The organism is Tomitella biformata AHU 1821, assembly GCF_000524475.1.
GTDB classification, from domain to species: Bacteria; Actinomycetota; Actinomycetes; order Mycobacteriales; family Mycobacteriaceae; genus Tomitella; species Tomitella biformata.
In genome coordinates, this window is record NZ_BAVQ01000004.1 from 1 (window position 1) to 14,358 (window position 14,358).

Annotated in this window: 11 protein-coding genes; 4 read left to right on the plus strand and 7 right to left on the minus strand. The window is 67.6% G+C overall.

Annotation, left to right across the window (positions count from 1 at the left end; translation table 11 throughout):
- From TBIF_RS02800 to TBIF_RS02810, 3 genes are all read right to left on the minus strand, one after another.
- Positions 1-458, minus strand: a 458-nt coding sequence (locus tag TBIF_RS02800; RefSeq protein WP_200869128.1) for a sensor domain-containing protein, incomplete at its 3' end; no start/stop codon positions are given.
- Positions 459-522: 64 nt separating this feature from the next.
- Positions 523-789 carry an RNA-binding S4 domain-containing protein gene (locus TBIF_RS02805; protein WP_024793350.1) on the minus strand — a complete coding sequence of 89 codons (267 nt, stop codon included), beginning with the start codon at positions 787-789 and terminating at the stop codon, positions 523-525.
- 56 nt (positions 790-845) lie between these two features.
- The gene (locus TBIF_RS02810; RefSeq protein WP_024793351.1) at positions 846-1,865 is read right to left on the minus strand and encodes an ABC transporter substrate-binding protein; all 1,020 of its coding nucleotides are present in this window, start codon (positions 1,863-1,865) and stop codon (positions 846-848) included.
- An 85-nt stretch (positions 1,866-1,950) separates the two neighbouring features.
- Between TBIF_RS02810 and TBIF_RS02815 the strand changes: the two genes are divergently transcribed.
- Complete coding sequence (locus TBIF_RS02815; protein WP_024793352.1) at positions 1,951-2,556, plus strand: histidine phosphatase family protein; 606 nt, start codon at positions 1,951-1,953, stop codon at positions 2,554-2,556.
- 44 nt (positions 2,557-2,600) lie between these two features.
- Here the strand turns inward: TBIF_RS02815 and TBIF_RS02820 are convergent, their stop codons facing one another.
- The 4 genes from TBIF_RS02820 to TBIF_RS02835 form a co-directional block, all read right to left on the minus strand.
- Entirely contained in the window at positions 2,601-3,509 is a 909-nt protein-coding gene (locus TBIF_RS02820) for a cutinase family protein (RefSeq protein WP_024793353.1), read from the minus strand.
- Between the two features lie 268 nt (positions 3,510-3,777).
- Complete coding sequence (locus TBIF_RS02825; protein WP_024793354.1) at positions 3,778-5,253, minus strand: glutamate synthase subunit beta; 1,476 nt, start codon at positions 5,251-5,253, stop codon at positions 3,778-3,780.
- Positions 5,246-9,820, minus strand: coding sequence for a glutamate synthase large subunit (gene gltB, locus TBIF_RS02830; RefSeq protein ID WP_024793355.1), 4,575 nt, complete (start codon positions 9,818-9,820; stop codon positions 5,246-5,248). The genes TBIF_RS02825 and gltB overlap by 8 nt, the downstream gene beginning before the upstream one ends.
- Before the next feature lie 418 nt (positions 9,821-10,238).
- Positions 10,239-10,886, minus strand: coding sequence for a TetR/AcrR family transcriptional regulator (locus TBIF_RS02835; RefSeq protein ID WP_024793356.1), 648 nt, complete (start codon positions 10,884-10,886; stop codon positions 10,239-10,241).
- Between the two features lie 94 nt (positions 10,887-10,980).
- Here TBIF_RS02835 and TBIF_RS02840 point away from each other — a divergent pair, with 94 nt between their 5' ends.
- The 3 genes from TBIF_RS02840 (at position 10,981) to TBIF_RS02855 (ending at position 14,327) form a co-directional block, all read left to right on the plus strand.
- Complete coding sequence (locus TBIF_RS02840; protein WP_024793357.1) at positions 10,981-11,730, plus strand: SDR family oxidoreductase; 750 nt, start codon at positions 10,981-10,983, stop codon at positions 11,728-11,730.
- A gap of 74 nt (positions 11,731-11,804) precedes the next feature.
- Entirely contained in the window at positions 11,805-12,458 is a 654-nt protein-coding gene (locus TBIF_RS02845) for an NADPH-dependent F420 reductase (RefSeq protein ID WP_024793358.1), read from the plus strand.
- A gap of 486 nt (positions 12,459-12,944) precedes the next feature.
- Complete coding sequence (locus tag TBIF_RS02855) at positions 12,945-14,327, plus strand: NAD-dependent succinate-semialdehyde dehydrogenase (RefSeq protein WP_024793360.1); 1,383 nt, start codon at positions 12,945-12,947, stop codon at positions 14,325-14,327.
- The last annotated feature ends 31 nt before the right edge of the window (positions 14,328-14,358 follow it).

The window sequence follows — 14,358 nt, forward strand, 5'->3', positions numbered from 1 at the left end:
ACCAGACCTCTCCCACCTTCGACCCTAGCGGGCCGTCGAGCTGGGAAAACCCAACACCAAAACGATATAAGCCGATACACGAAGCTAACCAGCGTCACATGCACGGCGTTGCGCCAGCGCTGGCCATCGCGCAGCACGTCCACCATGCCGCTGATGGAGTCGTACTCCGCGGGCTCGTACAGCGTCGGCGGCACCGGCCCACCCCAGCGCCGCAGCAGGGACAGGTTGAGGTCCGCGAACCAGCGGGCGACGACGAGCGAGAGCACCAGGATCGGCAGGCCGACGAGGATGATCAGTGTGCTCACGCCGGTGGCCAGGAGCGAGATCATGACCGAGAACGATGCGAGGGCGAGCGCGAAGCCGGGCAACAGGTACGCGAGGTCGCAGCCCATCTGCGCCCAGGTCACGGGCCGGAGGATCGACCAGTGGCTGCGGATGGGTGGCGATGAAGAGGTCATATTCCTATCTTCGCCAGGAGACGGGTGGCGCACTATGGGGACAGCATCCCACTTCGAGTTCGGGTTAACCCCCGTCGGCGATCCGCTGCGGCCCCTCGACCCGCGCGGACATGTCGAACACCTCCACCAGGTCGCCGTCGCGCAGCTGGCGGCCGCGCTGGAACTCGGTCTCGCCGTTGACGTCGACCTGGCCCTCGGCGATCATCTGCTTCGCCTCGGCGCCGCTCTCGAGGAGGTTGGCGAGCTTGAGGAATTGGCCGAGGCGGATCGATTCGTCGCGGATCTGAACGGCGGGGGCGGAATTTTCAGGGGTCGAACGGTGGGAGGTCACGGCTCCATCATCGTCCTCCCCTCTCCACCCGGCCAGCCGACTCCCCGGCGCGGAACCTAGCCGACGAATTCCTTCAGGTCCTTGAGCACCAGCAGCGCACCTGTCGGTCCGAGCCCGAGGAACCAGGTCTCGTCATCCACCCGGTGCGCGTTGCCGCTCTCGACCGCGCCGAGCCGGCCCCAGAGCGGTCCGGCGGTGACTGCGGTCTCGGCGGTGCCCTCCGGCGGCCCGTAGCTGGAGTAGAAGAGCAGATCGCCGTCGGCCTCGTTGATGGTCTCCGCGCTCACCTCGGCGGCCAGCTCGTCGATGTCCTGGATGGCCGGGCGGGGCAGTCCGACGTCGGTGAGGATCGTGCCGATAAACGACTTGTTGCCGTAGAGCCGGATCTGGTTCGGCCGGAAACGCACCATCGAGATCGTGGGCGTGCCGGTGAGCGACTCCTGCACCGACTGCACCGCGGCCTGGTACTCGTCGGTCACTGACTGCGCCTGGTCCTCCGCGCCGAGCGCGTCCGCCACCAGGAGGAAGTTCTCCTTCCAGGGGAACCCGGGCCGGATGCTGAACACGGTCGGCGCAACGCCGGAGAGCTGCTCATAGAGCCCGTCGGCCCGGAGCTTGCTGCCCAGGATGAGGTCGGGCTGGAGCGCGGCGATCGCCTCGATATTCAGCTCGGCGGAGGTGCCCACGTTGGGGATGCCCTCTAGCTGGTCCGCGAGGTAGGTCGGCTGCGCGCCGCTGGCGCCGGGGTTCGCGATGCCCACGGGGACGATCCCAAGGGAGAGGACGTCGTCCAGTTCGCCGCTGTCGAGGACCACGACGCGGATCGGCTTGGCCTCGATGACCGTCTCGCCCTTGGCGTGCAGGATGGTGCGCGGGAACTCACCGGGCGCGGCATCGCTGCCGAACTTCGCAGTCTCCGTGTCCGCCGTCGCGAACTGCGCGCCGCCCGTGGCCACGTCCAGATTGCCGGGGCTGTGGGAATCCTGCGCGGTGCCGCTCCCGCAGCCCGTGAGCAGGAGAGATGCGACTGCGATGACTGCGGCGCCGGCGAGCGCGCGAGACCGTATACGAGACATTCAGTTAGCATAGCCTGGCCTATTCAGCGGTCTGGTAGTGGCGACAGCTGCAGGGGACGTGCGGATCGGCCGCTACCGTCAGGGCATGCAGATCCTCCTGATCCGTCATGGACTCCCCGACCGCGTCGACCCCACCGGACATGCCGCGGCGGATCCCGACCTGACGGCCATCGGCCGCGAGCAGGCACAGCGCGCGATCGCGGCGGTCGACGGCCTGGATGTCTCGTCGATCGTGAGCAGCCCCATGGCCCGCGCGATGCAGACGGGCGAACCCCTGGCCGCGCATCTGGGCCTCGAGATCGGCACTGACCCGGACTTGGCGGAATACGACTCCGGACTGTCGGCCTATATCCCGATCCACGAGGCGAAGACGGCGGCACCTGAGACCTACCAGCGGATCCTCGCGGGCCACCTGCCGGAGTTCGTGGACGCGGCCGCGTTCTCGGCGCGAGTGCGGGTGGGGATGCGGCGCGTCATCGACACACACGAGCATCACCAGACCGTGGCGGTGTTCTGCCACGGTGGCGTCATCAATGTGTGGCTGCAGCACCTGCTCGGCCTGGACCGGCCGCTGGTGTTCCCCATCGACTACGTCTCGATGACCCGGGTGCTGATCTCGCGCGATGGCCGCACGCGTGTCGCCTCGGTGAATGAGACCCAGCACGTGCGGGACCTGCTCGTCCGGCACTAATCCGCGACGCTCGTCGGCGGCGAAGACTCGCGCCCACCCGTGCGTCACGCCAGACCGATGAGCCAGCCCCGCAGCCACTGCGTCGCCGAGTTCCCCTGCGCATCAACCACATAGCGGGTGTAGTCCTGGTGTGCGCCGGACTTGAGGAAGCCATCAATCTGCCGGTAGCGCGCCTCGTTGTTGCCCTCGGTCAGCTGGCCTTGCAGCAGCTGGATGCCGCCGGCGGCCATCAGCTCGTTGAGCAGGTTCTGCCCCTCGGGGACCGCCTGCTTATCAGAGGAGCCGGGATCGGACTGCTGTGCGGCGAAGCCGAAGATCCGCGCCACGAAGTCCTCCTGGGGCGCGGCGCAGTAGAGATCGCCTGGCGCGCAGAAGGTCCGAATCTTCTCGGTCAACGCTCCGAAGCCCTCGAGTCGCGGTCCGCCGCCGCCATTGCCGGGGACGGGCGGCCCCACCAGGTGGTCATACTCGGAGCGCCGGGGGTCCGAGAGCAGTCCTACGCCGACCACCCGGTCCGCCCCCACCGCACCCTGCCCATGTCCGATCCGCGCCGCGAGGTCGCCTGCCACATCCGCACCCTGGCTGTAACCGATGATCGCGAACTTCGAGGACGGGCATTCCGCGGCGATCGCGCCCATCATGCCGTCAGCGTGGGCGATCCCCTCCGCCTTGGAGGCGCCGTATACCTGGCTCTCCCACGGGAATGCGGTGGCGACGTAGCTGACGTAGCTGACGCCTACCCTGGCTGAGGCCATCCCGTCGGTCACTGCACCGAGTAGCCCGTTGCCCACCGGGGTGTTGCCCGGCCCGGTCTCCCAGGTGCCCGGAATCGCGATCACCTCAAGCGACTTGCAGGCCGCCGGGTCCGCGGAGGCTGTGCCACCGGCCACGAGCATGGCCGACATAGCGCCGAGCGCCGCCGAGATCACCACTGCCGAACGTCCAAGACGCATCGCGAATTCTCCCGTTTCCTTGCCGTGACCCCGCCTACGGCGTGATCCCCGAACTCGTCCGAGCCCTCCTGCAGGTGAACCAGGACATGTCGATCACAGTACGCAAACACCACCTGTTTCAGAGGGCAGTCCGCGTGAACTCCACGAGTAATTTTGGCTAATAGTCACACCAGTCACATGCATCACTCCAGCCCCGTATCGACGCGAGAGATCCGCCCGCCGCGGGGTCGCGGTGGGCGGATCTAGGTGCGAATCTAGGGCGGGCTCGCTACCGCATCTGCATCGTGGTGGGGGTGATGGGAGACGGCAGCGCCGTGGCGCCCATCAGGTACTCATCCACCGCGGCGGCGCACGAGCGCCCCTCGGCGATCGCCCACACGATCAGCGACTGCCCGCGGCCGGCGTCACCCGCCACGAACACCCCGGCATCCGCGTTAGCGCCAACTCGCGCAGCCCAATCCGTTCCACGTGAAACATTGCCGCGGTCGGTGATGTCGGCTCCCAGTCCGTCGAGCAGGCCCTCGCGCTCCGGGCCGACAAAGCCCATCGCCAGCAGCACCAGGTCGCACTCCAGCACGAAGTCCGAGCCCTCGACCTTCTCGAAGCGCCCCGCCGCCATCCGCACCTCATGCGCGCGCAGCCCGGTGACCTTGCCGCCGGAGCCGATGAAGTCCGAGGTGTTGACCGCGAACACGCGCTCGCCGCCCTCCTCGTGCGCGGAGGACACGCGATACATCAGCGGGTAGGTCGGCCACGGCGTCGAGCCGGCGCGCTCGACCGGTGGGCGCGCCATGATCTCGAACTGGTGCACAATCTCCGCGCCCTGACGCAGCGCGGTGCCGAGGCAGTCCGCGCCGGTGTCACCGCCGCCGATGATGACGACCTTCTTGCCCGACGCCGTGATGGCAGGCTCGTCAATATCGCCCTCCTGCACGCGGTTGGACATCGGCAGGTACTCCATCGCCTGGTGGATGCCGTCGAGCTCGCGGCCCGGCACCGGCAGGTCGCGCCCGATGGTGGAGCCAAGCGCGAGCACCACCGCGTCGAACCTGGTGCGCAGCTCCTCCACCGGCAGGTCGCCGGGGCCGTCGCCGCCCACATTGACGCCCACCTCGAAGCGAGTGCCCTCCGCCGACATCTGAGCCAGGCGACGATCGATGAACTTCTTCTCCATCTTGAACTCCGGGATGCCGTAGCGCAGCAGGCCGCCGATGCGGTCGGCGCGCTCGAACACCGTCACGTCATGGCCGGCGCGCGTGAGCTGTTGCGCGGCAGCGAGTCCCGCGGGGCCGGAGCCGATGACGGCCACCCTCTTGCCAGTGCTCACCGTCGGCAGGACGGGGCTGACCCAGCCCTCGCTGAAGGCGCGCTCGATGATGTCCCGTTCGATCTGCTTGATCGTGACGGGGTTTTGGTTGATGCCCAGCACACAGGCGGACTCACACGGGGCGGGGCACAGCCGCCCGGTGAAGTCCGGGAAGTTGTTCGTCGCGTGCAGGCGCTCGATGGCCTCCTCCCAGTGCCCGCGCTCCACCAGGTCGTTCCACTCCGGGATCAGGTTCCCCAGTGGACAGCCGTTGTGGCAGAACGGGACTCCGCAGTCCATGCAGCGGCTGGCCTGGGTCTGCAGGTCCTTTGGCGGGAAATCCTGGTAGACCTCGTTCCAGTCGAGTAGGCGCAGCGGCACAGGCCGGCGGGCGGGAAGCGCTCGATCGTGCTTCAGGAAACCTCGGATATCACCCATTTGCCACCACCATGATTGCGTCGTCCACGTCAGATCCATCTTTCTTCGCCTGCTCGATGGCAAGCAGCACCCTGCGGTAATCCCGCGGCATCACCTTGGTGAAGCCGCCCAGACGTGCGGCCCAGTTCGCCAGGATGTTCTCGGCCACAGCCGAATCCGTCGCCACGTGGTGACGGATCACGGCGGCACGGAGCCACTCCTCGTCTGCGGAGCCAGCCGCCACAGCCTCCATGTCGACCATCCCCGTGTTGAGGTTGCCGGGCAGGCGCCCCTCGGGGTCGTAGACATACGCGATGCCCCCGGACATGCCGGCGCCGAAGTTGCGCCCGGTCGGGCCGAGCACCACGACACGGCCGCCCGTCATGTACTCGCAGCCGTGGTCGCCCACGCCCTCCACGACGGCCGTCGCCCCCGAGTTGCGGACCGCGAAGCGCTCGCCCACCAGTCCGCGGATCAGCGCCTCCCCGCTCGTCGCCCCATAGAGCAGGACGTTGCCGGCGATCACGTTCTCCTCGGCCGTGAACTGCGCCGAGCCCGACGGCCGCAGCGTGATGCGCCCGCCCGAGAGTCCCTTGCCCACATAGTCATTCGCGTCACCGACTAGCCGCAGCGTGACACCGCGCGGGATGAACGCCCCGAAGCTGTTGCCCGCCGAGCCGGTGCACGTGATGTCGATGCTGTCCTCGGCCATGCCCCCCGCGCCGTGCACCTTGGTCAGCTCGTGGCCAAGCATGGTGCCGACGGTGCGGTTCACGTTGCCGACCGCCGTCTCGATCCGCACGGTCCCGCCGGTGTCGATGGCCTGACGCGCGTGGCCGATCAGCTGATTGTCGAGCGCCTTCTCCAGCCCGTGCTCCTGGGTCTGGGTGCAGTACAGCGCCTGGTCCGGGTACTGCGGGGACGTCACGGCGGTGAGCATCCCGGTGAGGTCCAGCGTCGACGCCTTGTAGTGCTCGATGGCATCCGCCGAGTCCAGCATCCCCACCTGGCCGACAGCCTCCTCCAGCGTGCGGAAGCCCAGCTCGGCGAGCAGCTCGCGCACCTCCTCCGCGATGTATTCGAAGAAGTTCACGACGAATTCCGGTTTCCCGCTGAACCTCTCGCGCAGCAGCGGGTTCTGCGTGGCGATGCCCACGGGGCAGGTGTCGAGGTGGCACACGCGCATCATGATGCAGCCCGAGACCACCAGCGGTGCGGTGGCGAAGCCGAACTCCTCCGCGCCGAGCAGCGCCGCGATGATGACGTCGCGGCCGGTCTTGAGCTGACCGTCGCACTGGACCACGATGCGGTCACGCAGGCCGTTGAGCAGCAGTGTCTGCTGCGTCTCGGCCAGTCCGAGCTCCCACGGCCCGCCCGCGTGCTTGAGCGAGGTGAGCGGGGCCGCCCCGGTGCCGCCGTCGTGGCCGGAGACCAGCACCACGTCCGCGTGCGCCTTGGACACGCCCGCGGCGACGGTCCCGACGCCGAGCTGCGAGACGAGCTTGACGTGGACTCGCGCCTGCGGGTTGGCGTTCTTCAGGTCGTGGATCAGCTGCGCCAGGTCCTCGATGGAGTAGATGTCGTGGTGCGGCGGCGGGGAGATCAGCCCGACGCCGGGCGTCGAGTGCCGCACCTCCGCGATCCACGGGTACACCTTGTTGCCGGGCAGCTGGCCGCCCTCGCCGGGCTTCGCGCCCTGCGCCATCTTGATCTGGATGTCGGTGCAATTGGTCAGGTAGTGCGAGGTCACGCCGAAGCGGCCCGACGCGACCTGCTTGATCGCCGAGATCCTCTTGTCCCCGTTGGCATCCGGCGTGAAGCGCTCCGGATTCTCGCCGCCCTCGCCGGAGTTCGAGCGCGCGCCGAGGCGGTTCATCGCGATGGCCAGGGTCTCGTGCGCCTCCGCGGAGATGGAGCCGTAGCTCATCGCGCCCGTGGAGAAGCGGCTGATGATCGAGGCCGCGGTCTCCACCTCTTCTAGGGGGATGGGCTGGCGCACATCGGTTTTGAACTTCAGCAGCCCGCGCAGGGTGGCGAGGCGCTCGGATTGGTCGTTGACGAGCTGGGTGTACTCCTTGAAGACCTGGTACTGGCCGGTGCGCGTCGCATGCTGGAGCTTGAACACCGTGTCTGGGTTGAACAGGTGGTACTCGCCCTCGCGGCGCCACTGGTACTCGCCGCCGACCTCGAGTTCGCGGTGCGCGCGCTCCGCGGGCCGGTCCAGGAATGCCAGGCGGTGCCGCGCCGCGACGTCCGCCGCGATCTGGCTCAGGCCGATGCCGCCGGCTCGGGAGTTGAGCCCGGTGAAGTACTCGTCCACCAGCGGCTGGGCGAGGCCGATCACGTCGAACAGCTGCGCGCCGGTATAGGAGGCGATGGTGGAGATGCCCATCTTGGACATCACCTTGAGCACGCCCTTTCCCGCCGCGTACACGTAGTTGGCGACGGCCTTCTCCAGCGTGACCTCCTCCAAGTCGCCGCGGTTGACCAGCTCGTCGATCGCCTCGAACGCCATGTACGGGTTGATCGCCGATGCGCCAAAGCCCACCAGCAGCGCCATGTGGTGCACCTCGCGGGCATCGCCCGACTCCACGACGAGGCCCACCTGGGTGCGGGTGCGCTCCCGGATGAGGTGCCTGTGCACCGCAGCCGTCAGCAGCAGCGATGGAATCGGCGCGAGGGTGTCGTCAGACTCACGGTCCGAGAGCACAACGATGCGGCTGCCTTCGGCGATGGCCTCGGAGACCTCGCGGCGGACCCGTTCGAGCGCGCGGCGCAGGCCCGAGGCGCCCTCCGCGACGGGGTAGAGCCCTCGCACGATGGCCGAGCCAAAATCGGGGAACTCGTCCTCGTCGTTGACGTGGATGAGCTTGTTGAGGTCGTCGTTGTCGAGGATCGGGCTCTCGAGCACGATGCGGCGCGAGGAGTACGGCGTCGGATGCAGCAGGTCGCCCTCCGGGCCGATGGCCGTCGCCAGGCTGGTGACCAACTCCTCGCGGATCGCGTCGAGCGGCGGATTGGTCACCTGCGCGAACAGCTGCGCGAAGTAATCGAAGAGCATGCGCGGGCGCGTCGAGAGCACCGCGATGGGCGTGTCGGTGCCCATCGACCCGAGCGCCTCCCCGCCGGTCGCCGCCATTGGCCGGATCAGCAGCGAGATCTCCTCCTCGGTGTAGCCGAAGACCTGGTGGCGCAACACGACTCGCTCGTGGGGCATGTAGGTGTAGGGGCGTGAGGGGAGGTCTCCGAGATGCGCCACATTGCGCTCGATCCACTGGCCGTACGGCTCCTGCGCGGCGAGGTCGGCCTTGATCTCGTCGTCGCTGACGATGCGGCCCTGCGCGGTGTCCACCAGGAACATGCGGCCGGGCTGCAGACGCAGCTTCTGCACCACGGTCGCCGGGTCGATGTCGAGCACGCCCACCTCGGACGCCATCACGACCAGGCCGTCCTCGGTGACCCAGGCGCGGCCCGGGCGCAGGCCGTTGCGGTCGAGGACCGCGCCCACGACCGTGCCGTCGGTGAACGCCACCGACGCCGGGCCGTCCCAGGGCTCCATCAGCGCGGAGTGGTACTCGTAGAATGCCTTTCGGTCCGCGTCCATGGTCTCGTGGTGCTGCCACGCCTCGGGGATCATCATCAGCACGGCGTGCGGGAGACTGCGGCCGCCCAGGTGCAACAGCTCGAGGACCTCGTCGAAGCGCGCGGTGTCGGAGCCGCCAGCGGTGCAGGTCGGGAAGATGTCGGTGGTGCCGTGGCTGCCCCCGAAGATGGCGGTGTCGATGAGTGCCTCGCGCGCCCGCATCCAATTCTCGTTGCCGGTGACGGTGTTGATCTCCCCGTTGTGCGCGACCATCCGGAACGGGTGTGCCAGCGGCCACGAGGGGAAGGTGTTCGTGGAGAAGCGCGAGTGCACCAGGCCCAGCGCGCTCTCCATCCGCTCGTCCTGCAGGTCGAGGTAGAAATCGCGCAGCTGCGGCGTGGTGAGCATGCCCTTGTAGACGATGGTGCGGGCGGACAAGCTCGGGAAGTACGCGCCCACGTCCGGTCCGCTACCCAGCTCGCCGAGCTCGTGCTCGACGCGCTTGCGCACCACATAGGCGCGGCGGTCCAAGGCGATGCCGGACAGGCCCGCGCCGGCGATGAACAGCTGCTGGAAGCTGGGCATCGCGCCACGGGCCATCGCGCCCAGGCTCGACGCGTCCACGGGGACCTCGCGCCAGCCGAGCACCGTGAGGCCCTCGGCGCGGACGATGCCCTCAATGCGGGTGACCAGCAGGTCCGAGTCCTCGTCCGTGCGCGGCAGGAACGCGATGCCGGTGGCGTACTCCCCAGCCGGGGGCAGCTCGAAGCCCGCTACCGCGCGCAGGAACTTATCCGGCACCTGTAGCAGGATGCCGGCGCCGTCGCCGCTGGTGGCCTCCGCGCCCGCGGCCCCGCGGTGCTCGAGGTTGACCAGCGCGGTGATCGCCTTGTCGACGATGTCGCGGCTGGCCCGTCCGTGCATGTCCACGACGAACGCGACGCCGCACGCGTCGTGCTCGTTGGCCGGATCGTAGAGGCCGGTGGGGCCCGGTCGAAGATTCATCTGCTGTCACTCTCATCGCTGGCTGCAACCAGCCGACGCTTCGAAGAAGTATCGACTGGAAACCGCGCGATCGGGACCGGTTGCCCGGCACCCGATCCATGGAACTGGATGGTTTGCGGGTCGGCAGCAGTGGTGAGCATTGAGCCCACCGAAAGAGAAGTCACTGCGAAGAGTTGCACACTCGGATTCGCACGCGCCCTACCTACTGGCATGACGCGCACACTGACCACCGACCCCACTGGGCGACGTTGACCAGTGTGCATAGCGACGCGCACAAGGCGCGGAATCGCTGAGGGAAGTTTAGCAGCGTTTTCCCGTGTCCGCGCAAATCGGGAGGGCGACGGATTCGTCACACCCGGTCAGCGAGCCTGCCCGGCCGGATCGAGCAGCGCGCGACCCTCCAGCGTGAGGACCTGGGTCAGCGCCCGAGGCCGCTCGACTGGTCGAGAGCTGGATGTCCAGCGAGTTGCCAGTTGCGGACGACGACGTCTGCCAGCTCCTGGAGTTCCTCGCGGCCAACCCCGCCCGCGGCTTGCACAGCGATGCCGAATGTCACGGTGGTGACGTAGCGGGCCAATAGCCGCGGATCGGCCTCCGGAGGCAGGTCGCCGTCGACGACGGCTTGGCGGAACCGCTCCTGGAGGCGAGAGCAGCCGTTGTCACGCCAGGCGACGAGCAGGTCACGGACCCCACTCCCGGAATCACCCGTACTCAGGGCACCCTGGACACCCAGGCACCCGTGGGGGCCACCCGGGATGGTGGTGGCTCGAACGACACCGGTCAGGATCTCGGTGACGACGCCGAGAGCGGTCGGCTCCTGCAGTGCCCGGGCCAGATATGAGCCGGGCCCGTCGGTGTAGCGCTCCAGGGCCTTGCGGAACAGCGCCTCCTTGTTGCCGAAGGCTGCATACATGCTGGTGGTCGAGATCCCCATCGCCTCAGTCAGCCTGGTCAGGCTGGCCCCCTCATAGCCGTGCTCCCAGAAGACCAGCATGGCGCGCTCGAGAGCTTCATCGGCGTCGAATCCTCGCGGTCGGCCGCCGAGGCCACTCTTTTCTATTTCCACCCCCTTATCCTACCTATTCCGTATTGATCGATGCGGAAGTGCTACTCTTCGGGTTCCGCATCGATCGATGCGGAACCCGAAGGAGGTTCTTCCCATGGGACTGCTTGACGGCAAGACCGCTCTCGTCACTGGGGGCGCCACCGGAATTGGCCTGGCCAGTGCCGTGCGGCTGGCGGCAGAGGGCGCCCACGTGTTCATCACCGGCCGCCGCAAGATCGAACTCGACGCGGCCGTCGAAGTGATTGGCTCAGCGGCCACCGCGGTGATCGGCGACATTTCGAACCTGGCCGACCTGGACGTGCTCTACGACGCGATCCGCAGCCGGGGCCGGGGCCTGGACGTACTGTTCGCGAATGCCGCCGTCGCGGAGTTCGTGACACTTGAGCACGTCTCCGAGGAGCACTTCGACACCCTCTTCGGCATCAATGTTCGGGGCACGCTGTTCACCGTTCAAAAGGCGTTGCCCCTACTCAACGACGGGGCCTCGGTGATCTTGAACGGCTCCACCAACATGGACGTCGGCGCGGAGGCGTTCGGCGTGTACGCGGCAACCAAGGCCGCCTCCCGATCGTTCTCTCGGACCTGGGCCAATGAACTCAAGGGACGCGGTATCCGAGTCAACACCATCACGCCCGGCCCGACCGATACCCCTGGTTTGTCGGGGCTCGCTCCCGACGCGGATGCGGCCGCAGGCCTAAAACAGCAACTGGCTACGCATGTGCCTCTGGGCCGGCTCGGGCGCCCGGAGGAGATCGCCGCAGCCGTGGCATTCCTCGCCTCCGAGCAGAGCAGCTTCATCACCGGCTCAAGCTTGTACGTCGACGGCGGCCTCAACCAGATTTGAGTTCCGTGGCTGGGCTCCAGTGGCGAATGGCGGTGCCGGGCCGACGCAACCCCCACTAGAGAGGTAACGAATCCATGACAGTAATCGGCATCATCGGCGCAGGTGAGATCGGTAGCCAGATAGCACGCGCGGCAATCGCGAACGGCTACGACGTCGTTATTGCCAATTCCCGCGGGCCCGAGACTTTGCAGGGCCTCATTGACGAGTTGGGCCCGGCAGCGCGTGCCGCCACCGCCGCCGGCGCCGCTGCCAATGGTGAGTTCGCAGTCGTGGCGGTCCCCCTCAAGGTGGTCAACGACATGCCGGCAGAGGAGCTAGCAGGCAAGATCGTGCTTGACACCAACAACTACATGGCCTGGCGCGATGGCCATTTCCCGGTCATCGACTCGGGCGAGAAGACAGTGCACGAGCTACGCCAAGCGCACCTTCCGCTATCCAAGATCGTCAAGGCCTTCAACCACATCCAAGCTCCCCGCATCACCACCGCGGGAAAGCCAGCGGGTGCCCCTGACCGTCTCGCGCTTTCAGCCTCGAGCGACTTCCCCGAAGCCGTGGAACTCGTGACGCGGCTATACGACCAGTTCGGGTTCGACACAGCCGACAACAGCCCGCTCACCGAGTCGTGGCGCAGCGGTCCCGGTCAACCCGCATGGGTGGCCCACGAGCACCAGACCCGTGCCGATTTGATCGCCAACCTCGCCAGGGCGCAACGGATTATCTTGGACTAAGCCCGCCGGGTCGCGCGCGGTCAGCCCGACAGCGCCTGCGACGCGCGACCGACATCGCCTCGGGCGTCGGCGCTGAGCCCGAGCAGAGGTGCGGGGAGACACTGGGGCTGCACGCGCCCGGCCACTCCCGTCAGACCGGCCCGGGCCAGCGCAGCCGCAGGCTCCGGAAAAGTGCCCCCGAGCACTTGGAACCGGTCAGCCTCCGACGCCATGCGCATGCAACAGCATCTAGAGCGCGAACTGGCCACCTGCAGGTCGTGGACTCCGCGGTGATTCTGCGCCAGGTCAAACGCCTCGGTTGGATGCTCGACCACGTCGGACGCAGCACCGGCGTTTTCGTTCCGTACACCACCGATGGCCGAGTATCGCGTGGTGACGCCGACTGAACACGAAGCCAGTCGTCGGGCCCATCAGCCTGCGCTCGCCTTGTGCACGGCAGCGATAAATACCGCACCCCAGCGCCAGGAGCCCGCGTAGCGTGGTCTCATGTCAACTTATGTCACCGCCAATCCGACCACCGGCAAGACCGAGAAGACGTTCGAGCAACTGGGCGACGGGGCCTGGGCCGACGTCGTGAGCCGCTCGGCCGGAGCCTTCCCTGCTTGGCGCGCCACACCAGTGGCTGAGCGCGCGAGGCTCCTCTCCGCCATCGCCGATGCCTACGACGCTCGCGCCGACGAGCTCGCCACGCTGATCGCCACCGAGATGGGCAAGCCGATCAAGGAAGCCGCCGGCGAGGTCGGGCTCGCCGCGTCTATCTACCGTTGGTATGCGGAGCACGGCGCGGAATTGCTGACGCCGGAGAGCTTGCCCCCGCAGGGCGCGGAGGAGTCGCTGGTCGAGACCGAGCCGATCGGTCCGCTTATCGGTGTCATGCCGTGGAACTACCCGTATTACCAGGTGGCGAGGTTCGTGGCCCCAAACCTGATGGTCGGCAACACCATCATGCTCAAGCACGCATCGATCTGCGCGGCCTCGTCCGAGGTCATGGCCGAAATCGTCCACACCGCCGGCGTCTCCAAAGACGCCTATATCAATGTGTTCGCCAGCAGCGGCCAGATCGCCGAGATGATCGCCGACCCCCGGGTGCGGGGGATCTCGCTGACCGGCAGCGAGCGTGCGGGAGCGTCGGTGGCGGAGACCGCCGGCAAGAACCTCAAGAAGGCCGTGCTCGAGCTCGGCGGCTCCGACGCGTTCATCGTCCTCGATGACAGCGACCCCAAGACCACGGCGAAGGCGGCGGCTAAAGGCCGGCTGTCGAATGCCGGGCAGGCGTGCAACTCCCCCAAGCGACTGATCGTGCCCAATTCCCAGCTTGACGAGTTCGTCTCGACCGTCGTCGAGTACTTCGCGTCCGCCCAGGTCGGCGACCCCACTGATCCGAAAACCCGAGTCGGCCCACTGTCCTCGATCGACGCGCGCGACACCGTGGTGGCGCAGGTCAAACGCGCCGTTGAGCAAGGTGCCACCCTGCACACCGGCGGTGACGCCACCGGCGGTGAGGGCGCGTTCATGCGTCCAGCAGTGCTGACCGGAGTCACCAAAGAGATGGACGCCTATTCGGAGGAGATCTTCGGGCCCGTCGCGGTGATCTATGGCGTCGACTCCCCAGACGAGGCCATCAAACTGGCCAATGACGTCGATTTCGGGCTCAGCGGCTCGGTGTGGGGCACAGACATCACGCGGGCCCAGGAGGTGGCCGATCAGCTCGAGGTGGGCATGGCCTACGTCAACGAGCACGGCACGACCCTGCCCGGGCTTCCTTTCGGGGGTGTCAAGCGCTCCGGCTTCGGTCGCGAGCTCGGCCGCTGGGGAATGGGCGAGTTCGTCAACACGCGGTTGCGTCGCACCGCCCGGATTGCCAAGTAGCGCAGCGTTTCCTGAGCTGTTCGCCCACGCT

What these genes read in the sequence shown, in the direction of transcription:
- TBIF_RS02845 (WP_024793358.1), top strand. Translation starts at nt 11,805, where the DNA reads ATGACAGTAATCGGCATCATCGGCGCAGGTGAGATCGGTAGCCAGATA.
- TBIF_RS02840 (WP_024793357.1), top strand. Translation starts at nt 10,981, where the DNA reads ATGGGACTGCTTGACGGCAAGACCGCTCTCGTCACTGGGGGCGCCACC.
- TBIF_RS02820 (WP_024793353.1), bottom strand. Translation starts at nt 3,509, where the DNA reads ATGCGTCTTGGACGTTCGGCAGTGGTGATCTCGGCGGCGCTCGGCGCT.
- TBIF_RS02825 (WP_024793354.1), bottom strand. Translation starts at nt 5,253, where the DNA reads ATGGGTGATATCCGAGGTTTCCTGAAGCACGATCGAGCGCTTCCCGCC.
- TBIF_RS02855 (WP_024793360.1), top strand. Translation starts at nt 12,945, where the DNA reads ATGTCAACTTATGTCACCGCCAATCCGACCACCGGCAAGACCGAGAAG.
- TBIF_RS02810 (WP_024793351.1), bottom strand. Translation starts at nt 1,865, where the DNA reads ATGTCTCGTATACGGTCTCGCGCGCTCGCCGGCGCCGCAGTCATCGCA.
- TBIF_RS02815 (WP_024793352.1), top strand. Translation starts at nt 1,951, where the DNA reads ATGCAGATCCTCCTGATCCGTCATGGACTCCCCGACCGCGTCGACCCC.
- gltB (WP_024793355.1), bottom strand. Translation starts at nt 9,820, where the DNA reads ATGAATCTTCGACCGGGCCCCACCGGCCTCTACGATCCGGCCAACGAG.